We start from the raw sequence: 23,798 nt of genomic DNA, 5'->3' as shown, positions 1-23,798 counted from the left end.
TAACCCAAGTGGCCTGCGAGATTTGTGTGAGTGTGGTGAAATGCAAGCCAGACAACATATCGACTGAGCAATTCTGGACGTCGGGGACACGCCGAGGCGCGACCGATCCGATAGGGGGCCACAGTGCAGATTTCTCGACGAAACTTGTTCCGATACGCGGCAGCGGGATCTGCAGTCGCTGGAATTACGGCACTCTCATCCACCACGTCCTCGGTCGCCGTTGCGCAGGCGCGCAGCCTCGGCACCTTGATCGACTATTCGGGCGGCGTGCCGTCTGCGGGCGCGATTCTCGCGGCCGGATACGACGGCGCCATCCGCTACGTATCCGACCGTCGTCCCGGCGCCGACTGGATGAAGGGCAAGCCGATGCGGGCCGACGAGGCGCAGGCGTTGCGCGACGCCGGGCTTTCGGTGGTGTCGTGCTACCAGTTCGGCAAGGGCGCGACGGCCGACTGGCGCGGCGGGTGCGAGGCGGGTAAACGCCACGCCGCCCGCGGACTCGAATTGCATCTTGCCGCAGGAGGTCCCGAAAATCGTCCGATCTACGCGTCCATCGACGACAATCCGACGCTCCTCGACTTCATCACGATGATCGGCCCCTACCTCGCAGGTTGGGAGTCGGTGGTCGGCAAGGCCAATACTGGTGTCTACGCCAATTCCGGGACGCTGGACCTGGCGATGCTCACCGGCCTCGGATCGTGGTACTGGCAACATAATTGGGGCACACCGGCGGGATACGTGCACCCACGGGCGCACCTGCACCAGTACGAGATCGACAAGCGCACCGTGGACGGGATCGGCATCGACCTGAACGACATCCTCCGGCCCGACTACGGGCAATGGTGATCTCTGGTATCGAACTCGCCTGGGTACCGCGCCTCATAGCGATACGTTTCTTGGTGAAAATGAAGCAGAGGTATACGGGATGGCTGCTCATGTCGCTGGCAGTGATGCTCCTGGGTGCCGGATGTGGCACTGGAGGCAACGCACAGCCAGCGCCGGACGAGTTCGCCCCTCGTGCGCCTTTGCCGAGTTGTGGCACGACGCGCGCCACCGGGCCCAATCCGCTAAGCAGTGAACTTTTTCCTCAGGGTGTGATCGATTGTTTGATCGCCGGCCGAAACGGGCAGGGCGCCGAGTATGTGCTCACCGTATTTACCACTGACGGCGATCCGATCACGCTCTACTACCGGGTCCAGCCCGGGACTGAGGACGCCGAGGTCTTCGTGGACAGTTCCGAGGACAGGTACGGCGGAGGGTGGCAGCACCGCACCTGCCGGGTTGTCGAACTATCGGCGGATGCATTGAATCTCTGCAGGTCGTCGGGGTAGCAGGCCGCTCGGTTGTCTCTGGCGTTGTTAGCGCACTGTATTCGCCACCAGCGCAGGGCGAGCCAACGAGCTCGCGAAGGATGTCAGGTCGGGACAGTGAGACCGAAGCATTCTGGTCCTAGTTCCTGCGGTCGCTGCGCGAGCGGGGCCTGACCGGTGTCCAGCAGGGAGCATCACACCGGTCCCGACTGCTATTCCTGCTATTGAGGGGAATATGAAGAAGTTCAATCTCGGCGTCACCGCAGTTGTGGCAGGCGTAGCCATTACGACGGTCGGTCAGCTGGTGGCGGACGCAGCGAATCAAGGAACCAGGGTCACACTGCTGCTGTGTACCGCGTTCGTGGCGGCAGTCACGGTTTGGCGCGCGCTGAACCTGAGTCAGGAACCGGCTGTTTTCATGGCCGTGACCTATCTCTCGTACCTCCCGGTTGCGGCGATCGCATTCGCAGTCTCAGGCGACTACACCCGGGCCGGGATGAGCGTGTACCCGTCGCCGATCCTTGCGGTCTTCTTTGTCGAAGATCCGCGAACGCGTCAGTGGATCAATCGGATCGCTCGATACCCCGAAAAGAACCTGCGTGACGACCAGAAATAGATCGTGTAGGACGACCAGACCCATCCAACCCTGATCGAGTAGGCGCGGCCCGTTCCCATCCAGGGAGCGGGGCGCGTCCGTTCATCCGCCATCTGAGCATCGACCCGATATGCGCGACACCACCCACGCTCGCCAGTGATATGTGTGCGCCTCGGTCGTGCAGAGCGGATGGGGCGTAATCCCCATCACTGCAGAGCAACGTACGCACTGAATCGCACCGCTCTTCATGGGGCTCTATCGTTCACTCACCCGCACACTTCGACTCGGGTGGGTTTGCGGCGATGTTCAGGCGGCGAGGGACGTCAATCAGCTGAGCTTGCCGATTACGGCCTCGGCGCCCTCGATTAGCGCCCCGGAGGCGGCGAGCTGCACCACGGCCTCGATTTCCGGCGCCAGGTGCCGGTCCATGCCCGGCCCCTGAACGTGCTCACGAATGGTGTCGCGCACGGCAGCGGTCGCCGGCGACGGTTCGAGCGGGGCTCGCAGGTCCAGGCCGCGGGCGGCGGTGAGTGCCTCTATGGCGAGCACCCGAGTGAGTCCGTCGACGGCCCGCCGCAACTTGCGGGCACCCGACCAGCCCATCGACACGTGGTCCTCCTGCATCGCCGAGGAGGGGATCGAGTCGACGCTCGCGGGCACCGCGAGCCGTTTGAGCTCTGAAACGATCGCGGCCTGTGTGTACTGCGCGATCATGTGCCCGCTGTCCACGCCGGGATCGTCGGCCAGGAATGGCGGCAAGCCGTGGTTGCGCGTGGCGTCCAAGAAACGGTCGGTTCGGCGCTCACTCATGCTCGCCACGTCGGCGACGACGATCGCGAGGAAGTCCAGCACATACGCGACGGGCGCCCCGTGGAAGTTTCCGTTGGATTCGACTCGGCCGTCGAGGGTTACCACCGGGTTGTCGACGGCGCTGGCCAACTCGAAGGAGGCGATCCGCTCGGCATGCGCGAGGGTGTCGCGCGCGCCGCCCGCGACCTGTGGCGCGCACCGCAGGGAGTAGGCGTCCTGCACGACCGTGCAGTCGGGGACGGCGTGGCTGGCGACGATTCCCGATCCGGTGAGCAACCGGGTCATGTTTGCCGCCGCCACCGCCTGACCGGGCTGTGGTCTCAATGCCTGCAGGTCGGCCGCGAACACCTTGTCCGTGCCGAGCAGCCCCTCGACACTCATCGCCGCGGTAACGTCGGCCAGGGACAACAGCTTGTGTAGGTCGTAGCAGGCCAGGACCAGCATGCCCAGCATGCCATCGGTCCCGTTGATGAGGGCAAGGCCCTCTTTCTCCTCGAGCTCGATCGGTTCGATTCCTGCCGCGGCCAGCGCCTCGGCAGCCGATACTTGCTCACCGTTCGCGTCCCGCACCGGACCCTCCCCGATCACGGCCAGCGCTACGTGCGCAAGCGGCGCGAGATCCCCCGAGCAGCCGAGACTGCCGTACTCGTGGACGACCGGGGTGATGCCGGCCGACAGCAGAGACGCGTAGGCCTGGGCCAACTCCGGACGGACGCCGGTCCTGCCGGTCGCCAGCGTGGACAGTCGCAGCAGCATCAGCGCCCGGATCACCTCGCGCTCCACCTCAGGGCCGGATCCGGCGGCATGCGAGCGAATCAGACTGCGTTGCAGCTGTGCCCGTAGCTCCGGTGGGATGTGCCGGGTGGCGAGCGCACCGAATCCGGTCGATACTCCGTACACAGGCCGGGGATCTGCGGCGAGTGTCTGGATGCGGTTGCGGCTGGCCCCTATCGCTGAGAGCGCCTCCTCGGACAGTCGCACCGGGGCGCCAAAGCGGGCAACGCGCACCACTTCCTCCGGCGTCAATGCGCCAACTCCGACCACGACGGGTTCGATCCTGTCCATCACGCGCTTCCCTGTCTGCCCGAGGGTGTTCGTGCCCATGATTGCTCTCCGTTTCGAATCAGCGGTACCGAGAATTTTTCGGTCGGGTCAGGACGTTCGGTCCGCTGGTACGGATTCGGTCGGTGTCAACTCAGGTCGCACCCACCGGCGGAAGGCAAGGGCGAGCAAAACCAGCCACACCGCCCCGACGATCAGTGCCACGCGGGTATCGGCGTCGAAAGCGAGCACCGCCATCACGAACACCAGGAAGCCGATCACGATCAGCTGCCCGTATGGCCAGAACGGGACCGGGAACTTCAGCGCGGCGACCTCGGCCGGATCCATCCGCTGCCGCGAGCGGTAGTGCGACGCCAAGATCATCAGCCAGACGAAGACCGTGGCGAACGTAGCAATCGACGCGATGACCAGGAACACCCGGTCCGGGATCAGGTAGTTGAGGAGCACTCCGATCAGCAACGTGACCGTCATGATGAGCACCGTCATCCACGGCACCCCGTTGCGGGAGACTTGCTTCATCGCCGCGGGCGCCTGGCCGCGCTGGGCCATGCCGAACATCATCCGGCCAGCGCCGAAGACGTCGCTGTTGATCGCCGACAGTGCCGCGGTGATGACCACCACGTTCAGCACCGCCGCCGCAGGGCCGATGCCGAGACCCTGGAAGATCTGTACGAAGGGGCTGCCCTCGGATCCGATCGACTGCCACGGGTTGATGGCCATGATCACTGCGAGTGTGAGCACGTAGAACAGGATGATTCGCACAGGCACCGTATTGATCGCGCGAGGGATGGTGCGCTCCGGGTCTTGCGCCTCGGCCGCCGTGATGCCGATGATCTCGGTGCCACCGAAGGCGAACATGACGATTGCGAAGCAGCTGATGAAGCCGCCGAGCCCGGTGGCAAAGAATCCGCCGTCGGACCACAGGTTGCTCACTCCCGTGCTGGTGTCGTGGAGTCCGAATCCGAATATCAGGATCGCTGCGCCCCCGACGATCATTGCGATGATTGCGACGACCTTGACCAAGGATAACCAGAACTCCACCTCGCCGAACACCTTGACGTTGAGCAGGTTGATCGCCCCGATGAAGAAGACGATCGACAGCACCCAGATCCAACGCGGTACGTCCGGGAACCAGAAGCCCATGTAGACGCCGAAGGCGGTCACATCGGCGAGACACACCACGATCATCTCGAAGGTATACGTCCAGCCGGTCATGAATCCGGCGCGCGGACCCAGGTGACGGCTCGCATACTCGCCGAACGACCCCGCCACGGGATTGCTCACGGTCATCTCGCCGAGCGCGCGAAGCACGATGTATACCGCCGCGCCGCCGATGAGATAAGCCAGCAGCACCGATGGCCCCGCTCGGTTGATGGCCTCCGCCGATCCGTAGAACAGGCCGGTCCCGATTGCGGAACCCAGCGCGATGAATCTGATGTGGCGGGTTGTCAGACCTCGAGTCAGAGCCGCGGCGGTGTCTTTCACGATCGATCTCCCTGGGCTGTGCTGGTGGATTCGGCCGGGGCCGTTCGCGTTGTGTGGCGAGTCACACGTCCGTGAGTATGTGTAGTCCTGTATATACATACGCGCAAGGGGATCCGCGCTGATCCAACCCGGCCATCTCAGGGACAGGGATTAGCTGCACGCGCAACTATGGCGGTGGTGCCCGGTCCGGTCCGTGGCAGCACCGGGTCAACTCGACCCGTCGCCGCACGCTGCGTTCATCCCTTCCCATCTTTCGAGGCACCCCTCGGACTTTGCCTCGAAAGATGGGAAGGGGTTTCGCATTCCGCAGATGAGGATTTGCGTTGGATTGGAAGAATCTGAAACGCTACCCGCGGCAATTGCGATTACCGGTTGTCATTGGTTTCACACTCGAACCCGGAGGATTCAGCCATGAACCTGTCCATCAACTTTCTGTACACCGTTGCCTCGGCTCTCTTCACGGCGCTGTTCATCAACGGGTCCTGAGCCGCGTCCGCGCGCCGGGATCAGCCAGGCGAAGGCAAGGGTGACGACCGAGGCGATGATCGACACCAGGAACGTCGCGCGGAACGCGTCGAGTGACGGGATCACCGCAGTGCCCACGGTGACCGTCATGCCCGCCAGAATCACACTGACGACGGCCGCGGACGTGGATGTGCCGATGGAGCGCATCAGTGCGTTCAGTCCGTTCGCGGCCGCGGATTCGGTGACCGGCACCGCACCCATGATCAGCGCGGGCATCGCGGAGTAGGACAAGCCGATGCCGGCGCCGACTATCATCCCTGCGAGCACCACCTGCCAGACAGTGGACACGGCAAAATAGGCCATTGCGTAGCCGCTGCCGATTACGGCGGCGCCAATCATCAGCGTGATCCGCGGACCACGCCACGCAGAGATGCGTGCGGAGACCGGGGACAGCGCCATCATCACGAGTCCGCCGGGCGCGAGGGCCAGACCTGCGGTGATCATGGGCAGGCCGAAACCGTATCCGGTGGACTCGGGAGCCATCAGTAACTGGGGGAAGGCAAGCGACGTTCCGTACATCGCGAACCCGACCGCTACCGACGCGAAGTTGGTGAACAGGACCTGCGGTCGCGCGCTCACCCTGAGGTTGACGAGTGGTGCTGCGACGCGGAGTTCGAACAGTCCCCATCCGAACAGGCTCACAAGCGAGACTGCGAACAATCCCAGGGTTAGTGAACTCGACCATCCCCAGGTTCCGCCCTTCGTGATGGGCAGCAGGAGCGTGATCAGGACGAGACTCAGCCCGAGAGCACCAACGAAGTCGAAGCGCCCGGGCCGGCGCACCTGCGACTCGGGGATGAGCAGGAGGATCAGAGCAAGGCAAACGGTACCGAGGATGGCGGAGACCACGAACAGCATGTGCCAGTTCGCGTACTGGGCGATGGCAGCGGCGATCGGCAGTCCGATGGCGCCACCGACGCCGAGGGTTGCGCTCATGATTGCCATCGCGCCGCCGACCTTCTTCGGCGGAAGCACGTCGCGGAGGATAGCGATGCCGAGTGGGATGGCACCCAAGGCCGCGCCCTGCAATGCGCGCCCTGCGATCATCGGCATCAGGGAGTTTGCCATCGCGCACACGACCGATCCCAGGACGAGTGCAGCGAGGCTGCCGATAAGAGCGCGGCGCTTGCCGAGCATGTCGCCCAGTCGGCCGCTGATCGGTGTGATGACGGCGCCGGCGAGAAGCGTGGCCGTCACGGCCCAGGAGGTGTCGGCGGGAGTGGAGTCCAGGAGGTGGGGGAGCAGCGGAATGATCGGGATGACGAGGGTCTGCATCAGCGCTACTACGATCCCGCAAAGTCCGAGAACCGCCAGTATCTGACCGGGTGCCCGATCGGTGGCGGTGGTGTCCGTGGGTGCAGAGGTCATTCGGTAACTCCCTGGGTGTTCGGGTGATCACTTCGGACGGCCGCTATGGCAGGACAAAATGTGCACCATACACATAATGTGTATGGTGCACAATTGCACGGTTGGGCAGAATGCAGGGAACTAGTGGAGGTGACAGTGTCCGATCGCGATGCCGCAACGACCGAAATCGAAAACGAGTTGACGCTCCTGTCCAGATATCATGTCCACGCAAAACGTGCCGGTTTCCAACTCGACAGGTCTGCGTACCTGCTTCTCGGTCGCCTCGAACTCGAACATCCGCTGAGCTTGAAACAACTTGCCGAAGCGTTCCGCCTCGACATATCGACGATCAATCGACAGATCGGCGCGTTGCTACGCCTCGGCCTCGTCGAGCGCGTCCTCGATCCGGATGGAGGAATCGCGCGCAAGATCGAAGCCACCGCGCTAGGGCTCGAACAATTGCACGCGGACAGAACTTTGGGCCGGGTTGGGGTCGAACGCGTCGTTGCAGAGTGGAGCGATCACGATCTGGGCGAGTTGTGCCGGCTGCTCACGATGTTCAACGGCGGGATCGAAGGGCTCGAGGGAAGCGCGTGGCCGCGTGCCCGACGGACACGCTGATCGAATTGGGTCAGGACTGTGCGTGTGCGGTGGCATCCCGAGTGAGATCCGGTTCCTCGGCGATAACTGTGAGGTGCGGGTGTTCCTGCGGCCAGTCGTGCCGCCCCTGCCACGACATCAGGGACCACCGCGACAGACCCGACAATGCAGACCCGAGACTCGCAAACGAAGCGGTGCTCAGCGCGGAGCCGAAAGAACCGACTGATCCGATCGAGAGCACCGATCCGATGCTGCCGATGGACAGAACCGACCCGACCGATCCGATCGAGAGAATCGACCCCTCCGAGCGGATCGAGAGAATCGATCGCCGGGCGTGCAGTGATCGCAGCGAATGACATCGTCTGTGCGGTTTCGAGGACATTCCTCCGTTTACCACGGCAGCGCGTTCGGCAAACAGTGAAGCGGCGGCAAATATGAACGAGGGGCCCCCGGAATTCCGGGGGCCCTCATCCTTCTGCTTCGGGCTTGTCAGAAAACCCCTACGCGACCTGGAACATTCCGACGGTTGGGAGGAAGCTGCAGGTGATCGGCTCGGCATCCTCCTCCTGCGTGGTCAGTCCTCCCGATATGACGGCTAGGACACGGCCGGGACCGGTGTCCGCGATGACCGACAAGGTTGCCGGTCCGTCGGGGTTGATCTTTGCCTCGTCGGTGAGGTTCTGAGTGTCGCGCCGTTGGTTGTCCACGTTGACCCACGACACGGTGAGCGGTTCAGGCTGCTCGGCGGCAACGGGGCTGGTTCCGAGTGCGGTGAACACGAAACCGGCTTGGCCGGCGGCGGGTCCGGGCGGGGGCAGCGTGGCAGGGCCGGGGACTGCGAGCGCGGTGCCCACGGAGTCCGAGCCCTCGCCGATGCAACCCTGGCCGACGGTTGGGTAGAGGAACTGTGCGATGACCGGCGCGTTCTCCATCGGGATCTCGGGACCGCCGCCGCCGCTACCGTCCAGGAAGGTGATGACGCTCTCGAGGGTGGAGTCGAGTTCCGGGGGGAGATTGGCGGAATCGAGGATATTCCGGGCCTGGTCCAGCAGTTCTTCTTGAGGCCCTGCGGCGAGATCCTCGGTACCAGCCACTGCGCCGATGATCGCGGGTGCGAAGGAGGCGAGCATCTCCACGGGGAGGCCTTCGGGCACGGGAGGTAGCGTCGGAAGCGCAACTGCCTGCGCTGGTAGTGCCATCGCGGCTGCTGTGGCAAGTGTGAGGGCAGTCACTGCCCTCCTCATACCTTGGGTTCGAAGCACTGTGTCCCCATCCTTGGTCATAACAGCGTGGACGACAACCCATTCCACGTCTGACGGCTTGTGTGGCCACCCTATCCATGGCGGCCCTAGGGTTGTGCAGCTCACGATTTCGTTTACCGGTAGCTGCGGCACCCCGGTGGGAGTGTATTGCATGCAGGTTCCGACGATGATCCTCCGGTGACGATAGCTTGTGACAGTTGTGGTTTGTGTGAATGTTGATGCAACTGTTACGTGCGGCAATGGACGCGGGCGGGGTTCCGCAGCGGCCGTCTACGCTGTGCGGGACCGTTTCGGGATCGGCTGAGATATATCCACACACACCTCACGGGAGAGCGCCAGACTGTGTCCGACCAAGCAGCGTCCGACCGAGCAGCGTCCGACCGAGCAGCGTCCGACCGAGCAGCGTCCGACCGAGCAGCGTCCGACCGAGCAGCGTCCGACCGAGCAGCGTCCGACCGAGCAGCGTCCGACCGAGCAGCGTCCGACCGAGCAGCGTCCGACCGAGCAGCGTCCGACCGAGCAGCGTCCGACCGAGCAGCGTCCGGGGACCCCTCGATCAAGCGTTCTCGAATTCCGTCTCCAGCCGCGTCCGCTCTGAACGCCCTGTTGCGCTATGCACCTGTGCTTCTCCTGTTGTCGGTGCTCGGGCGCCTGGCCTGGACGCTGTTGAGCCCCAACGGGATGAATCTCGTCGACTTGCACGTCTACGCCGACGGTTCCGAGGCACTCCGCAGTGGCAGTCTCTACTCGTTCACGTATTCGGAAGTGACACCGGACTTTCCGTTGCCGTTCACCTATCCTCCCTTCGCCGCGCTCGTCTTCTTTCCCCTGCACTTCTTGCCGTTCCCAGTGGTCGGAGTGGGTTGGCAACTGCTCACGATCCTCGCGTTGTACGCGCTGGTCCGAATGAGCTTGGGGCTGGTGCTCGGTGACGCCGCGCGACAACCGCACTGGCGCGCGGTTGCGGTGCTGTGGACCGCGGTCGGCGTGTGGGTGGAACCAGTGCGCACCACTCTCGACTACGGGCAGATCAATGTTTTCCTCGCGTTACTCGTGATGACCGCGATCCGGAGTTCGCGGTGGTGGCTGTCCGGCCTGCTCGTCGGTGTCGCGGCCGGGATCAAACTGACTCCGGCGATCACGGGCCTCTACTTCCTGCTTCAGCGCCGATGGAAAGCCGCGGTCTTCTCGGGTGTCGCCTTCGCCGGGACGGTCGGAGTCAGTTACCTGCTGATCGGTGCGGAAGCGCGCCAGTACTTCACCCACCTGCTGGGCGATGCCGACCGGATCGGCCCGGTCGGTTCGGTATGGAATCAGTCCTTGCGCGGCGCGTTGTCCCGACTGCTGGGGTATGACGTGGAGACCGGCGGGGTCTGGTTGGTGGCCGTGGTGATTACGGTGGTTCTCGCATTCCTTGCCTGGCGGGCGATAGCCCGGGACGATCGGCTCGGCACCCTCGTCATCGTCGAGTTGCTGGGTTTGCTCGTCTCACCGATCTCGTGGTCGCACCACTGGGTGTGGGTGATCCCGATGCTGATCTGGTTGCTGCACGGACCCTTCGGGGCAATGCTCGGAAGTCGTATCCTCGCCGGCTACTGGCTGTGCACCACGCTCATCGGTGCGCCGTGGGTCCTGAGCTTCCTCCAACCCTCAATCTGGCAGATCTCTCGGCCCGGGGTGCTCTCATGGCTGGGCACCGTCAATGTCGTCGGCGCATTCGGCGTCTTTGCCTATGTGGCCTACGCCGGGCGCCGCACCAAGCGTGAGGCAGGTGCCGGCGCAGGTGCCGTCGTCATCCCGCCAGTGCGTCGATCTGAGCGGCAAGATCCAGATCCAACTGCGTGAGCCCTCCGGCGGAATGCGTGGACAGGGTGTAGGTCACCTTGCGCCACCGGATGTCGATATCGGGATGGTGGTTGGCGGCCTCGGCAGCTTCCGCGACCTTTCGGACGAGTTCGACGGCCGCAGGGAAACTTGGCGACTCGATGGTGCGGGCGAGGGAATCGCCGGTTCGCTGCCACCCGGGCAGCCCTGTGAGCGCGGCGTCTATACGTCCGTCTGACAGCAACTCGGTCATACCTCATGATGGTGCGATGCCAGTGCAACGTGCAAGGCCCGTCGGCGAAGCAGCCGAGGTGGTGGCCGCCGCGATCATTGTCGGGGGCCGGTTGTTGCTCGCCCAGCGAACTCGGCCCCCGGAACTTGCGGGACTGTGGGAACTGCCCGGCGGGAAGGCGGAGGCAGGGGAGACGGCCCGGGACGCACTGCGTCGAGAGTTACGGGAAGAACTCGGGGTGGAGGTGTCGGGTGGCGAACGGATCGGTGATGATGTGCCCCTGCCCGACGGCCGAGTGCTCCGCGCTTACCGGGTGGAGTTGGTGTCGGGAACACCTGTCGCGCTCGATCACGCAGAGCTTCGGTGGGTGGACGCCCGCGAATTGGGGGACATCGACCTCGTCGGCAACGATCGCGGGTGGGTTCCGCACCTGCTGGGGCACCTGACCGGCGCGAGTTGATTCTCAGGCGGCGCGGGCCCTCTTCAACCCCTTCTTCAGTTCTTTCTTGGACGCACCCTCGTCTTCGAGCTTCTTCATCCGCATGATCACCACCGGGCATCGGATGCAGCGCGTCTTCTTGCGGCAACACTTCTTCTTCGGGGCGAGACCAGAAACCTTGCCGGCCTTCACCTTGCCCATACTCAGCTCGACCTTCCTGACTTGGCGAAACGGCGGGATGCATCGGTTCAAACCCAGGTCGGTGTTCCCTCTGCTCCGACCCCGACTGCCGCGCGATACGGCCGAATCCAGCGTGGCGCATGTCACTTTACGCTGGTCGGGAAGCCCTCACGAAGTCGGCGATGCATGAAGTAACGGCCCGGGCGGGTAGTATTCACGTGGCCGCGATGCCTGTTACTAGGCGATTTTGCCATCGCCTCGACGAGGATTCTTGAATCGAGATGACAAGGCGGCCGCAGAAACGCCGTGCGAGGGAACTTTCGCGTGGCCGAATCAACTCAGCCAGGAGAGCCACCGCGTGACCATCACCAGCTTCCGTAACGTTGCTATCGTCGCACACGTCGACCACGGCAAGACCACCCTCGTCGACGCCATGCTGCGCCAGTCGGGGGCATTCGCGGAGCGCGCCGAACCGGTCGACCGCGTCATGGACTCCGGTGACCTCGAACGCGAGAAGGGCATCACCATCCTCGCGAAGAACACCGCCGTCCACAAGCACCACGGCGACGGCAGCGTGACGGTCATCAACGTCATCGACACTCCCGGTCACGCCGATTTCGGCGGCGAGGTCGAGCGCGGCCTGTCCATGGTCGATGGTGTCGTCCTCCTGGTCGACGCTTCCGAGGGCCCGCTTCCGCAGACCCGCTTCGTGCTCCGCAAGGCGCTCGCCGCGTCGTTGCCCGTCATCCTCGTGGTCAACAAGACCGACCGGCCCGACGCCCGCATCGAGGAGGTTGTCTCCGAGAGTCACGACCTGCTACTCGACTTGGCCTCAGACCTCGACGACGAGGCCGCGGAAGCTGCTGAGCTCGCGTTGGATCTCCCCGTGCTGTACGCCTCCGGACGTGAGGGCAAAGCATCCAAAGTTCAGCCCGAGAACGGTCACGCGCCCGACTCCGAGAATCTCGACGCCCTCTTCGACGTGCTCCTGAACTACGTGCCCGCCCCCAAAGGCAACGTCGATGCCCCGCTGCAGGCCCACGTCACCAACCTTGACGCTTCGGCGTTCCTCGGCCGGCTGGCGCTGGTCCGCATCCACAACGGCGAACTGACCAAGGGTCAGACCGTCTCCTGGTGCCGCGAAGTGGACGGTGAGCCTGTCGTCACCAAGACGAAGATCACCGAACTGCTTGCCACCGTCGGTGTCGAGCGCCAACCGGCCGAGAAGGCAGTCGCCGGCGACATCGTCGCCGTCGCAGGCTTCGCCGACATCATGATCGGTGACACCCTCGCCGATCTGGAGAACCCGGTCCCGCTGCCGCGGATCACGGTCGACCAGCCCGCCATCTCGGTGACCATCGGCACCAACACCTCGCCGCTGGTCGGCCGGGTCAGCGGACACAAGCTGACGGGCCGCATGGTGAAGTCCCGCCTCGACCAGGAACTCGTCGGCAACGTTTCGCTCAAGGTTCTCGACATCGGACGCCCCGACGCCTGGGAGGTGCAGGGCCGTGGTGAGCTGGCACTCGCCATCCTGGTCGAGCAGATGCGCCGCGAGGGCTTCGAGCTGACCGTGGGCAAACCGCAGGTGGTCACCCGTCAGGTCGACGGCAAGGTGCACGAGCCCTTCGAGGAGCTCACCATCGACAGCCCCGAGGAGTACCTGGGTGCAATCACCCAGTTGCTGGCCAGCCGGAAGGGCAAGATGGTGCAGATGGCGAACCACGGTGCCGGCTGGGTTCGGATGGAGTTCATCGTCCCGTCGCGCGGCCTCATCGGCTTTCGGACCGACTTCCTCACCGAAACCCGCGGCACCGGCATCGCCAACGCCGTGTTCCACGGCTACGCGCCGTGGGCCGGCGAGATCCGTGCCCGCCACACCGGCTCGCTCGTGTCGGACCGCACCGGTTCGGTCACCCCGTTCGCGATGATCCAGCTCGCCGACCGCGGAACCTTCTTCGTCGAGCCCGGTGCCATCACGTACGAGGGCATGGTCGTGGGTATCAATCCGCGCCAAGAGGACCTCGACATCAACGTGACCCGGGAGAAGAAGCTGACCAATATGCGGCAGTCGTCCGCAGACGTGATGGAGACGCTCGCCAAGCCCATCAAGCTCGAACTCGAGGGCGCGATGGAGTTCTGCGCCGGCGACGAGTGCGTCGAGGTCACCCCGCAGGTCGTGCGCGTGCGCAAGGTGCACCTGTCGGCCACCGACCGCGCCCGCGAGCGTTCGCGCTCGAAGGCCCGTGACAAGGCGGCTCTGTAGGCCGTACGTCCGGCTGTGCAAGACATAGCCGGACGAATGTACCTTCGGTCGGTCGGCGACCGAATGTACCTTCGGTCGAGGGCTTCCGGAGCCTTCCGGAATTTCGAGAGGAAAGGCGGCGCGGTGGCTGTTGGGGGTCGACTCGCAGGAATTGAGGTGGTTCGGAGCCGAAGGCCGGGCCTTACCGGGCATCGCTCGACACGTGGGAACGGTCTGGGAGCGACCGCGATGCTGCTGGCAGTCTCGGCGACGCTAGTGGTGTCTTGCACCGCCGATCCGCCCCCACCCGTGCAGAGCACCGGCAGCCTCAGTCCGACGGTGTCGCCGACGGAGCGGCGGCCCATTATCGTGGCCATCGACGACGTAGGCAACGGATTCAACCCGCACCTCCTGTCGGATCAGTCGCCGGCCAACGCCGCGGTCAGTGCGTTGGTATTGCCGAGCCCGTTCCGTCCGGTGCCGGACCCCGCGCGTCCGGGGGGCAACAACTGGGTTCCGGACACCTCCCTTCTGATCTCCGCGGACGTGATGTCGCTGGAGCCGTTCACCATCACATACCAGTTGCGGAACGCAGCGCAGTGGTCCGACGGCGCCCCCATCGCGGCCGAGGACTTCCACTACCTGTGGCAGCAGATGATCAGTGCCCCCGGTGTGGTCGATCCCGCCGGTTACGAGTTGATCGAAGACATCAGGTCTTCCGGTGGTGGCAAGACGGTCAATGTGGTGATGAACGCTCCGTACCCCGCGTGGCGCGAGCTTTTCACCGATCTTCTCCCGTCGCACCTCATCAAGGACTCACCGGGTGGCTTTGCGACAGGATTGTCCGAGAACATCACCGTGTCGGGTGGGCACTTCCGCATCAAATCGATCGACCGCGGCCGCGACGAGATTCTGCTCGAACGCAACGATCGGTTCTGGGACCAACCGGCGATACCCGACCAGATCCTGATGCGGCGGGACGGAACACCGTCCCAACTTGCCGCCTCGATGCGCAAGAACGACACACAGATCGTCCAGATTCATGGCGGCACAAACGTTTCCGCGCAACTCGATGCGATCCCGACGGTGCGGACGGATTTGTCTTTCCAGCCTCGCAGCCTCGATCTCACCCTGAACGGCCGGGTGCCGGAACTCGCCGACGTGCGGGTCCGTCAGAGCCTTCTCCAATTGCTCGACACCGACCTGCTTGCGCTCGTCGGTGCAGGGAGCGAGGCGGCAGCGGTGCCCGCGCGGTCGCAGGTCTACGCCCCGTCCGATCCAGACTACGTAAACACCGCCCCGCCGCGACCGAGTCGCACGCGAGTGCTGGCCCAACTGGCAGAGTCCGGCTATGTGGCCGAAACCCCAAGGGAAACAGATAATCCCGACGGAACTGTTCCCCCACCGCACCTTCTCCGTGACGGCGTGCCCCTGACACTCGTTATTGGAACACTTGTGGGAGACGGCGCAGCGAACGCGGTGGCCAACACGGCGGCTGACCAGTTGCGCGACGCCGGTGTCGTGGTCATCGTGAAGTACCTACCAGGGGAGGAACTGTACGGGACGGCCCTGACGAACGGTGACATCGGCGCAGTTGTGGGATGGTCACGTGCCGGTTCCGACCCGGCGACGGCACTCGCCTCCCGGTACAGTTGTCCGCCCGTGGGAATCGAAGGGTCGCAGCAGAACGCGGAGACAGGCGATCTCCAGCTTGACGCGTTCGCGGCGGCGCAGGCGCCGCTGAACCTGTCGGGTGTGTGCGACCCCTCCCTTCAGCCTTCGATCGATGCCGCGCTGCGCGGAACCGGCGACGTGACGACGGCCCTCGCCGACGTCGATCCACGACTCTGGGATCTTGCTGCGGTGCTGCCGATCATGCAGGACCGTACGCTCGTCGCGGTGGGTCCTGGGGTCGCGGGAGTGTCCCTCTCGGGCGCAGTGCCGGTGGGAATCTTCAGCGATGCAGAGAACTGGAGCATTATCAACGAATGAGCGAACGACGACTTCTGCTGGTCCACGCCCATCCCGACGACGAGACCCTCACGACCGGGGGCACCATCGCGCGCTATGCGGCCGAGGGTGCCCAGGTCCACGTTCTCACCTGCACGCTTGGTGAGGAGGGTGAGGTGATCGGCGACGAGTGGGCGCAGTTGCGCGTCGATGCCTCAGATCAACTGGGTGGGTTCCGGATCGGTGAACTGGCGGCCGCGCTGTCGCATCTCGGCGCAGGGGCACCGCGATTCCTGCTGGGGGCCGGGTGCTTTCGCGATTCGGGCATGGCGGGCACGAGGGCGGCTGCCAACTCACGAGCGTTCGTCAACGCAGACAGGGACTCGATGACTGCCGCGATGGTCGCGGTCATCAGGGAACTGCGCCCGCACGTCGTCGTCACTTACGACGCCGGCGGCGGATACGGGCACCCGGACCACATCCAGGCCCACACGATCACCGCCGCCGCCGTCGAGGCAGCGGGAATTTCGCGCTACCCGGACTGCGGCGAGCCGTGGGAGGTCGCCAAGCTGTACTGGACGGTGACCGAGGCGAGTGCCCTCGAATCCGGGATCTGCCGGATCGGCAACCTCCCCGACGGCTGGCGGTTACCCGAACCCGGTGAATTGCCCAGCGTGCCCGACACCGACGTGACGACGACCATCGACGTGCGTGGCGTGCTCGACGCGAAGCGAGCCGCGCTGGCGGCACACGCAACCCAAGTGACCGTGGCCACCAGCGGTGCCGAGTACATGCTCTCCAACCGTGTGGTGCGGCCGATGCTGGAAGAGGAACATTTCGTGCTTGCGCGCGGTTCGCTCGGGGAACGGGACGACACCGGACGCGAACGCGACCTCTTCGCCGGTGTCGCCGAGGAGAGACGGTAGAGATGCAGAGTCATTCGCCTACCCTGCCGGGCTACCGGCCCGTCGACTGATCCACTATGGAAGCATGACCTCAGTCGCCGCAGCGAACCCTGGGCACCTCGATGTTCGGGGGAGGATCACGCTCGCACTGCTGGTGTTCGACGGCTTCCTTTGTGCCATCCTCTCGGTTCTCTTCCTGCCGCTATATCTCGGGGCGACGCCCTTTCCGATCAGTATCCTCGCCGCCGCGGTCGTGAATCTGGCTCTGGTGATCGCTGCGCGGTCCACGACCGGACGGGTCGGAACGGGTGCGCTGCCGCTCGCAGGGTGGGGGTTCGGTTTCCTGCTCTGCATGTTCGGGGGGCCGGGCGGCGACGCGCTTCTGCTCGTGTCGGTGTGGACGCTTCTGCTCGTGGTCGGAGCGGTGATCCCGGCGTTGGCCTACCTGTGGAAAGTCAGCGCGAAAGCCGCTGGCGGATCGGTTTCGACGACGGTGGGCGCGGGTTCACGGTAGCCGTCGGCCGTCTGCTGGAGGAGTATCGCGATGCTCCCAGAACCTCACCGGAGCCGCGTGGGTGAACAGTAGGGGAGCATGGCTGCAGTCCAGTGCGATTCATCAGTCACACTGGGAGTCCGTCACACTGGGAGAATGCCGAACGCCGAACTGTCCGGACTGACCATCGCCGTTACCGCCGAACGCCGGGCCGCCGAATTCATTACCCTCCTCGAGAGGCACGGCGCCCACGTCACCCACACGCCGGCCATTCATGTGCTGCCGCTGGTCGACGACTCTGAACTCCTGTCGCGCACGTCGGAAATCATCGCGTCACCGCCGGACGTTCTGGTCGTCAGCACCGCCGTCGGATTCCGGGGTTGGCTGGATGCGGCGCGGGCCTGGGGCGAGGAAGATGTGCTACTTACTGCCCTGCGGTCGGCCCGCATCATCACGCGCGGCCCCAAGGCGAAGGGTGCGGTCCGCGCCGCCGGCTTGCGCGAGGAATGGTCGCCAACGACGGAGTCATCCGAGGGGGTGTACGAGCACCTGGTCGCCGAAGGGGTCCGCGGGCTGCGAGTGGCCGTCCAATTGCACGGCACCATCACGGAATGGGAACCGACGACCGACCTGAGCATCAGCCTGGCCGACGCAGGGGCCGAGACGACGGCACTGTCGGTTTACCGGTGGACCAGGCCCGAGGACCAGGGGCCGATGCGGGCTTTGGTCAACCTCATCATCGGGGGTGAGCTCGACGCCGTCACGTTCACCAGTGCGCCCGCCGTGTCCTCACTGCTCGGTACCGCGAAGGACGCGGCCCTCGTCGACGATCTCCTTGACGCCCTCCGCGGTCCGGTCGCACCCGTTTGCGTCGGCCCGGTCACCGCCTCGCCGCTCACTGTCCTCGGCGTCGACACCATGCAACCTTCCCGTTCGCGGCTCGGCAGCCTGGCCAAGTACATAATCGAGGAACTCCCGAAGCGGCGGTGACGGGCGCGAACGGGTGGAAGGCACTGTGGACGTCTCAGATAGGCCGGATGAACGGTCGCCCGGACCTAGACCGTCAGCGGCGCGCCCACACGTCACCTCCGCCCGGCGTCACCGACTCGACGAGCGACCATGCCTGATCGGCGGGAAGATCGATCACCTGGTACTCGCCGGTACCCGCGGGTGTCGCAGCGATGATCGTCGCGACCCCCGCCCGGCGTTGGAAGAAAGTCTGGCGGACGGTCCACCCGATGATTCCGTCGGACTCGAGGCTGTGCCTGGCCCTGTCGAGGGAACCGCTGCGGGTGATCAGCCATCCGGGCAGCACCGCATGACCGAGCCCGCGGTACCGGTCCCACGCGAGGGCCACCCCCCCGACACCGAGAACGACTATCGCTGCCCACGCGGGCCAGAACACCGGTCGGCCCAAGATCACGACTCCCACGGCGACGACGAATGCGATCTCGGCCGGAATCAGCCCACGCAAGTAGCGGCGACGCTGCGCGACCGGGCCGTGCGGGGTGAGTGGGACCACGCTTTGGCGGTCATCGTCGATGACGGTGGACATGACCCGTTCGGCTTCCGCGCGCGGCGCCTGGGGGAGGAGGAGGGAGGACTCCCGTTTCTCGGCGCTTACGCCGGTCATGATGGCGTCGAGGCGGGCACCGCCGGCGAGTCGGAGGAGGAGTGGTTCCCTGAGGGTCGTGCCGCGCAGGCGCTGACGGTCCAGGGTGGTCTGGCGGGTCTCGAGCAGTCCGTGACTGACGTGGAGGGTGCGGCCGCTATCGGTGAGCGTCATGTTGCCGTAGGTGACGAGGTAACGGATGCAAGCCAGAGTGCTGGCCGCGATCAGGACGACAACGATACCGAGGGCGACGGCCACGGCGACCCCGGCGCGTTCCGCGGATTCGATTCCCTCGGTGATAGTTGTCGAACGCGCGATCTTGCCGACGATCCCGTATTGGAATGCCAGACCGACGATTGCCGCGATGGTCACCGCCCCGGTCACCGAAAACGGGGCGTAGCGGACCCAGCCCGGTTTCCAGTGCCCGATCTCGTCTGCCGCTGGTTCGCACATCACCGCGGTCTGTTCGACGGTGGCGGCGACCGGTTGGCGGGTGAGCAGTGCGACGCGCAGGTCGGGCACCAGGCCGGAGGAGAGGGCATTGAGTTCGAACTTCGCGGCATCGGGTTTGGATCCCACCTGCTGGCCGGTGCCGATCCGCACGATCGACAGCCCGAGCAGCCGATGCAGGACCCCAGCCTTCACGTCGACGGACCGAATCCTGTTACGGGGAATGGACAGAAGCCGCTTGCGGAACAGGCCCTGGCGCAATTGCACGTGTACCGGGCCGATCCGGTAGCTCGTCATGAACCAGCGCGAGACGCCGTAGGCAAGGAACACCGCGATCGCGAGCAGGACCCACACGTGGTTACCGCTCTGGCTGCCGATCACCAGCGATATCAGCAACACGGGCAGAAGTCTGACGATCTCGGTGACGGGGTGCACGAGGAGCATCCGCTTGTCCAGGCGAAGCCACGGTTGCTCCCGCTCCGCTGCGATGGCTGCTTCGCCCTGGGCGATCGGGGGAGCAACGCCCGGTTCCGGTGTCGCGCTCATGTGGCGTCACCGACATTGGTGCCCGCGATCTCGGTGAGCCTTGCGACGGTGTGGTCCGCTGTGTCCTGATCGAGGGCCGAGATCGTGACGGCACCGGCGGACGACGCCGTGGTCACGGTGACGGTCGCGAGTCCCAGCATGCGGTCGATGGGTCCGCGCTCGGTGTCGACGGTCTGCACCCGGGAGATGGGCGCGATGCGTCGTTCCTGAGTGAACCAACCGGTGCGGGTGTATACGGCTGTGTTGCTGATCTCCCACCGGTGCACGCGATACCGCCAGAGGGGGACGACGGTGATGTGGACGGCTGCCGAGACGAGGGTGAGCGCGAGAACGGTGACGTGTATCCAGGTGGGCCACCAGTGGAAGATGAGCGCCAGAGCTTGCGCGGCGAAGACTGGCAGCCACATCAGGGCGGCATTGATCGCCCACAGTTGCTTGGCTTTGGGGCTGGGCCGCCACGCCGGCTCCGCCATGGTGACGACGCTGGGCTCGGTCATATCTTTACTTTGGTCGTGCACAGGCATTCTGTCGAGAACCGTCCTATCGTGGGAAGAGCCCCCGCAGTAAAAGGAGCACAACAATGACGTCATTCGATGCGGCCGACTCATCGGAGGTTCCCGAGGCAGACCGTCTGGAACAGAATCTAGCTCTCGACGACGACGTTTCCGATCAGATGGAAGACGCGTCGTCGTTGGAGGTGAACGAGGCGGACGCGGCGGAGCAGAGCCGGACGGTTCCCGACGACGAAGAGTACCCCCGCGCATAGGACGAGCCACCAAGGCACCGTGGGTGGCAGCGACCATCACTTATGGCGCATGATCGCTGGGTGACCAATTCAGGTGAAGAATCCGGCCAGCCCATGATGCTCCCGATGCCGGGCGTTCCTGCGACGGCTCCGTCCGGCGCATCGGCGCACGAAGTGGCACCTTCTGCCTCAGCCATGCGGCGGGTGCTGCGGCGTGCTCGCGACGGCGTCACGTTGAACGTGGACGAGGCGACGGTTTTGCTGCAGGCTCGCGGCGACGATCTGGACGATCTGTGTTCGTCCGCCGGGAAGGTCCGCGATGCCGGACTCCTCGCAGCCGGCCGGCCCAAGGCGATCACGTATTCGCGCAAGGTGTTCATCCCTTTGACCAGGCTGTGTCGGGACAAGTGCCACTACTGCACGTTCGTGACGGTGCCGGGCAAGTTGAGAGCAGAGGGTCGCGGAGCGTATCTCGAACCGGACGAGGTGCTCGAGATTGCCCGTCAAGGCGCCGAACTGGGCTGCAAGGAAGCCCTCTTCACCCTCGGTGATCGTCCGGAGGATCGATGGCCCGAGGCGAAGCAGTGGCTGGAGGAGCGGGGGTACGATTCCACGCTCGACTATCTGCGGGCCATGTCGATCCGCGTTCTCGAGGAGACCGGACTGCTGCCGCACCTGAACCCCGGTGTGATGAGTTGGGAGGAGATCTCCCGGCTCAAGCCGGTGGCACCGTCGATGGGGATGATGCTCGAGACCATGTCCGACAGGTTGTTTACCGACAAGGGCGAGTGTCATTACGGCAGCCCCGACAAGGACCCCTCGGTGCGGTTGCGTACCCTCACCGACGCGGGTCGGTTGAGTGTGCCGTTCACGACGGGCATCCTGGTCGGTATCGGGGAGACCGTACGCGAACGTGCGGAATCGATCATGGCGATTCGGAAGTCGCACAAAGCATTCGGCCACATTCAGGAAGTGATCGTCCAGAACTTTCTGGCCAAGCCGGACACCGCGATGCGGGATTCGCCGGACGCCGGACTCGAGGAATTCCTCGCGACCATCGCCGTGTCACGGCTCCTGCTCGGCCCGGGCATGCGGATCCAATCGCCGCCGAACCTGGTGTCGAACTCCGAATGCCTGGCACTGCTGGGTGCAGGTGTCGACGACTGGGGCGGCGTGTCGCCGCTGACCCCGGACCACGTCAACCCGGAGCGGCCGTGGCCGAACCTGGCCACGCTGGCCGAGATCACCGCGGAGGGCGGATTCGAGCTCACCGAGCGTATCGCCGCGCAGCCTCAGTTCGTGCTGGCCGGCTCGCCCTGGATCGACCCGCGCGTCACCGGGCACGTGCAGGCGCTCGCCGACCCACACACCGGATTGGCCAATCCGGGTGCCTTGCCGGTGGGGCTGCCGTGGCAAGAACCGGACGAGTCGTGGGAATCGACAGGGCGGGTGGATCTGAACACCGAGATCGACACCGACGGTCGTAACACCGTGACGCGCAGCGACCTTGGTAGCGCATTCGGTGACTGGGAGACGGTCCGGGAGCAGGTGCTCGAGCTCAGTGGTCCGGTGCGGGTGGACACTGACGTCCTCGCGGCGTTGCGCAGTGCCGAGCGCGATCCGGCGGGGTGCACCGACGACGAGTACCTCGCCCTGGCCACGGCGGACGGTCCGGGGCTCGAGGCGATGGTGGCGCTCGCCGATCAACTCCGAAAGGACGTCGTCGGCGACGAGGTCACCTATGTGGTGAACCGGAACATCAACTTCACCAACATTTGCTATACCGGGTGCCGCTTCTGCGCGTTCGCTCAGCGCAAGGGTGATGCGGACGCCTTCACACTGTCGATGAAGGACGTGGCGGACAGGGCGTGGGAGGCGCATGTCGCAGGCGCGACCGAGGTGTGCATGCAGGGCGGTATCGACCCGGAACTTCCGGCCACCGGGTACGCCGATCTTGTGCGGGCGGTGAAGGAACGGGTGCCGTCGATGCACGTCCACGCGTTCAGCCCGATGGAGATCGTCAACGGCGCAGCCCGCGGTGGGCAGAGCATCCGTGACTGGTTGATGGATTTGCGCGAGGCTGGTCTCGACACTATTCCCGGCACGGCGGCGGAAATTCTCGACGACGAGGTCCGCTGGGTTCTCACCAAGGGGAAACTGCCCACCGCCACCTGGATCGAGGTGGTGACCACGGCGCACCAGGTGGGCTTGCGGTCGAGTTCGACGATGATGTACGGCCACGTTGACAATCCCAAGCATTGGGTCGGGCATCTGCGGGTTCTGAGCGGAATCCAGGACGAGACAGGCGGATTCACCGAGTTCGTTCCGCTGCCGTTCGTGCACCAGAGTTCGCCCCTGTACCTGGCGGGCGCCTCGCGTCCCGGCCCGACCATCCGGGACAACCGCGCCGTCCACGCCCTGGCTAGGATCATGTTGCACGGCAGAATTTCGAATATCCAGACCAGTTGGGTCAAACTCGGCACCACAGGTACTCAGGTGATGTTGCAAGGCGGAGCCAACGACCTCGGCGGCACCTTGATGGAAGAGACCATCTCCCGCATGGCCGGTTCCGAGCACGGATCAGAAAAGACGGTCCAGGAACTGCGGGCCATCGCCGAGGGGATCGGGCGCTCGGCGAGCGAGCGGACCACGACATACGCGCGACTGGCGGAAAGGACACCGCTCGCCCGAGCGTGACGGACGAGTAGGCGGCAGTGCCGGCCGTGCGGGGAGGCCTGGTCCGCTGACCCCCACCGCCGAGAGGTCGGCAGGGCAGGGAATAGTAATGTCTCTCGCGCGGTACAAGTGGCCTGTACCTCGCAATTCTTTGCGTCAGAAAGGCAAGGAGGCCGACAGTGCCCTACACGATTGCTGAACCGTGCGTGGATGTCTTGGACAAGGCGTGTATCGAGGAATGCCCTGTCGACTGCATTTACGAGGGCGGGCGGATGCTGTACATCCACCCCGATGAATGCGTGGATTGCGGTGCCTGCGAACCCGTTTGCCCGGTCGAAGCCATCTTCTACGAAGACGACGTCCCCGATGAGTGGAACGCCTACATCGCCGCGAATGTCGACTTCTTCGACGACCTCGGCTCTCCTGGTGGCGCGGCCAAACTGGGTAGGGTCGACTACGACCCGCCGTTCATCAAGGCTCTGCCCCCCATGAGTGAGGACTAGAT

The 23,798-nt window shown here is 64.9% G+C and carries 23 protein-coding genes; 14 read left to right on the top strand and 9 right to left on the bottom strand.

The window, feature by feature from the left end; genetic code table 11:
- Positions 1-123: 123 nt before the first annotated feature.
- The 3 genes from RM2_RS06525 (at position 124) to RM2_RS06515 (ending at position 1,926) form a co-directional block, all read left to right on the top strand.
- Positions 124-846, top strand: coding sequence for a DUF1906 domain-containing protein (locus RM2_RS06525; RefSeq protein WP_072688026.1), 723 nt, complete (start codon positions 124-126; stop codon positions 844-846).
- 248 nt (positions 847-1,094) lie between these two features.
- Positions 1,095-1,331, top strand: a complete 237-nt coding sequence (locus RM2_RS23800; protein ID WP_139277684.1) for a hypothetical protein — start codon at positions 1,095-1,097, stop codon at positions 1,329-1,331.
- 214 nt (positions 1,332-1,545) lie between these two features.
- The gene (locus RM2_RS06515) at positions 1,546-1,926 is read left to right on the top strand and encodes a hypothetical protein (RefSeq protein WP_072688024.1); all 381 of its coding nucleotides are present in this window, start codon (positions 1,546-1,548) and stop codon (positions 1,924-1,926) included.
- Between the two features lie 306 nt (positions 1,927-2,232).
- On the opposite strand, the gene hutH is transcribed toward RM2_RS06515, so the two are convergent.
- The 3 genes from hutH to RM2_RS06500 form a co-directional block, all read right to left on the bottom strand.
- Positions 2,233-3,819 carry a histidine ammonia-lyase gene (hutH, locus tag RM2_RS06510; protein WP_373863297.1) on the bottom strand — a complete coding sequence of 529 codons (1,587 nt, stop codon included), beginning with the start codon at positions 3,817-3,819 and terminating at the stop codon, positions 2,233-2,235.
- A 48-nt stretch (positions 3,820-3,867) separates the two neighbouring features.
- The gene (locus RM2_RS06505) at positions 3,868-5,262 is read right to left on the bottom strand and encodes an amino acid permease (protein WP_072688023.1); all 1,395 of its coding nucleotides are present in this window, start codon (positions 5,260-5,262) and stop codon (positions 3,868-3,870) included.
- Between the two features lie 405 nt (positions 5,263-5,667).
- Positions 5,668-7,155, bottom strand: a complete 1,488-nt coding sequence (locus RM2_RS06500) for an MFS transporter (RefSeq protein WP_072688022.1) — start codon at positions 7,153-7,155, stop codon at positions 5,668-5,670.
- 129 nt (positions 7,156-7,284) lie between these two features.
- Here RM2_RS06500 and RM2_RS06495 point away from each other — a divergent pair, with 129 nt between their 5' ends.
- A complete protein-coding gene (locus RM2_RS06495; RefSeq protein WP_072688142.1) occupies positions 7,285-7,755 on the top strand; it encodes a MarR family winged helix-turn-helix transcriptional regulator in 471 nt (156 codons plus the stop codon).
- Positions 7,756-7,765: 10 nt separating this feature from the next.
- Here the strand turns inward: RM2_RS06495 and RM2_RS06490 are convergent, their stop codons facing one another.
- Both RM2_RS06490 and RM2_RS06485 read right to left on the bottom strand, forming a co-directional pair.
- Complete coding sequence (locus tag RM2_RS06490; protein ID WP_072688021.1) at positions 7,766-8,116, bottom strand: hypothetical protein; 351 nt, start codon at positions 8,114-8,116, stop codon at positions 7,766-7,768.
- Positions 8,117-8,234: 118 nt separating this feature from the next.
- A complete protein-coding gene (locus tag RM2_RS06485) occupies positions 8,235-9,017 on the bottom strand; it encodes an Rv1157c family protein (protein ID WP_174553829.1) in 783 nt (260 codons plus the stop codon).
- A gap of 534 nt (positions 9,018-9,551) precedes the next feature.
- On the opposite strand from RM2_RS06485, the gene RM2_RS06475 reads away from it, so the two are divergent.
- Complete coding sequence (locus RM2_RS06475) at positions 9,552-10,841, top strand: mannosyltransferase (protein WP_072688141.1); 1,290 nt, start codon at positions 9,552-9,554, stop codon at positions 10,839-10,841.
- On the opposite strand, the gene RM2_RS06470 is transcribed toward RM2_RS06475, so the two are convergent.
- On the bottom strand, positions 10,789-11,073 hold the full coding sequence (locus tag RM2_RS06470) for a 4a-hydroxytetrahydrobiopterin dehydratase (protein ID WP_072688019.1): 285 nt from the start codon (positions 11,071-11,073) through the stop codon (positions 10,789-10,791). The genes RM2_RS06475 and RM2_RS06470 overlap by 53 nt on opposite strands.
- A 16-nt stretch (positions 11,074-11,089) precedes the next feature.
- On the opposite strand from RM2_RS06470, the gene RM2_RS06465 reads away from it, so the two are divergent.
- Entirely contained in the window at positions 11,090-11,512 is a 423-nt protein-coding gene (locus RM2_RS06465; protein ID WP_072688018.1) for a (deoxy)nucleoside triphosphate pyrophosphohydrolase, read from the top strand.
- Between the two features lie 3 nt (positions 11,513-11,515).
- On the opposite strand, the gene RM2_RS24400 is transcribed toward RM2_RS06465, so the two are convergent.
- Positions 11,516-11,692 carry a hypothetical protein gene (locus tag RM2_RS24400; protein ID WP_169846682.1) on the bottom strand — a complete coding sequence of 59 codons (177 nt, stop codon included), beginning with the start codon at positions 11,690-11,692 and terminating at the stop codon, positions 11,516-11,518.
- Positions 11,693-12,029: 337 nt separating this feature from the next.
- Here RM2_RS24400 and typA point away from each other — a divergent pair, with 337 nt between their 5' ends.
- The 5 genes from typA to RM2_RS06440 all read left to right on the top strand — a co-directional run bounded on the left by typA (position 12,030) and on the right by RM2_RS06440 (position 18,254).
- Positions 12,030-13,937, top strand: a complete 1,908-nt coding sequence (typA, locus tag RM2_RS06460) for a translational GTPase TypA (RefSeq protein ID WP_072688017.1) — start codon at positions 12,030-12,032, stop codon at positions 13,935-13,937.
- A gap of 123 nt (positions 13,938-14,060) precedes the next feature.
- Positions 14,061-15,908 (top strand): ABC transporter family substrate-binding protein, encoded by a 1,848-nt coding sequence (locus RM2_RS06455; protein WP_281250401.1) that lies wholly within the window; start codon positions 14,061-14,063, stop codon positions 15,906-15,908.
- The gene (gene mshB / locus RM2_RS06450; protein ID WP_072688015.1) at positions 15,905-16,792 is read left to right on the top strand and encodes an N-acetyl-1-D-myo-inositol-2-amino-2-deoxy-alpha-D-glucopyranoside deacetylase; all 888 of its coding nucleotides are present in this window, start codon (positions 15,905-15,907) and stop codon (positions 16,790-16,792) included. The genes RM2_RS06455 and mshB overlap by 4 nt, the downstream gene beginning before the upstream one ends.
- A 64-nt stretch (positions 16,793-16,856) precedes the next feature.
- Positions 16,857-17,285, top strand: coding sequence for a hypothetical protein (locus RM2_RS06445; RefSeq protein ID WP_072688014.1), 429 nt, complete (start codon positions 16,857-16,859; stop codon positions 17,283-17,285).
- A gap of 135 nt (positions 17,286-17,420) precedes the next feature.
- Complete coding sequence (locus RM2_RS06440) at positions 17,421-18,254, top strand: uroporphyrinogen-III synthase (RefSeq protein WP_072688013.1); 834 nt, start codon at positions 17,421-17,423, stop codon at positions 18,252-18,254.
- Positions 18,255-18,327: 73 nt separating this feature from the next.
- Here RM2_RS06440 and RM2_RS06435 read toward each other — a convergent pair whose 3' ends face one another.
- The gene (locus RM2_RS06435; protein ID WP_072688012.1) at positions 18,328-19,872 is read right to left on the bottom strand and encodes a PH domain-containing protein; all 1,545 of its coding nucleotides are present in this window, start codon (positions 19,870-19,872) and stop codon (positions 18,328-18,330) included.
- A complete protein-coding gene (locus RM2_RS06430; protein ID WP_072688011.1) occupies positions 19,869-20,369 on the bottom strand; it encodes a PH domain-containing protein in 501 nt (166 codons plus the stop codon). The genes RM2_RS06435 and RM2_RS06430 overlap by 4 nt, the downstream gene beginning before the upstream one ends.
- An 83-nt stretch (positions 20,370-20,452) precedes the next feature.
- Here RM2_RS06430 and RM2_RS06425 point away from each other — a divergent pair, with 83 nt between their 5' ends.
- The 3 genes from RM2_RS06425 to fdxA all read left to right on the top strand — a co-directional run bounded on the left by RM2_RS06425 (position 20,453) and on the right by fdxA (position 23,796).
- Positions 20,453-20,638 (top strand): Rv3202a family protein, encoded by a 186-nt coding sequence (locus RM2_RS06425; protein WP_072688010.1) that lies wholly within the window; start codon positions 20,453-20,455, stop codon positions 20,636-20,638.
- A 42-nt stretch (positions 20,639-20,680) separates the two neighbouring features.
- Complete coding sequence (locus RM2_RS06420; protein ID WP_072688009.1) at positions 20,681-23,314, top strand: bifunctional FO biosynthesis protein CofGH; 2,634 nt, start codon at positions 20,681-20,683, stop codon at positions 23,312-23,314.
- 158 nt (positions 23,315-23,472) lie between these two features.
- Entirely contained in the window at positions 23,473-23,796 is a 324-nt protein-coding gene (gene fdxA, locus RM2_RS06415) for a ferredoxin (RefSeq protein WP_072688008.1), read from the top strand.
- Positions 23,797-23,798: the final 2 nt, after the last annotated feature.

Origin of the sequence: Rhodococcus marinonascens NBRC 14363, assembly GCF_001894885.1 — a bacterium.
GTDB lineage: Bacteria > Actinomycetota > Actinomycetes > Mycobacteriales > Mycobacteriaceae > Rhodococcus_F > Rhodococcus_F marinonascens.
This window is presented reverse-complemented; position numbering and strand designations above follow the sequence as displayed.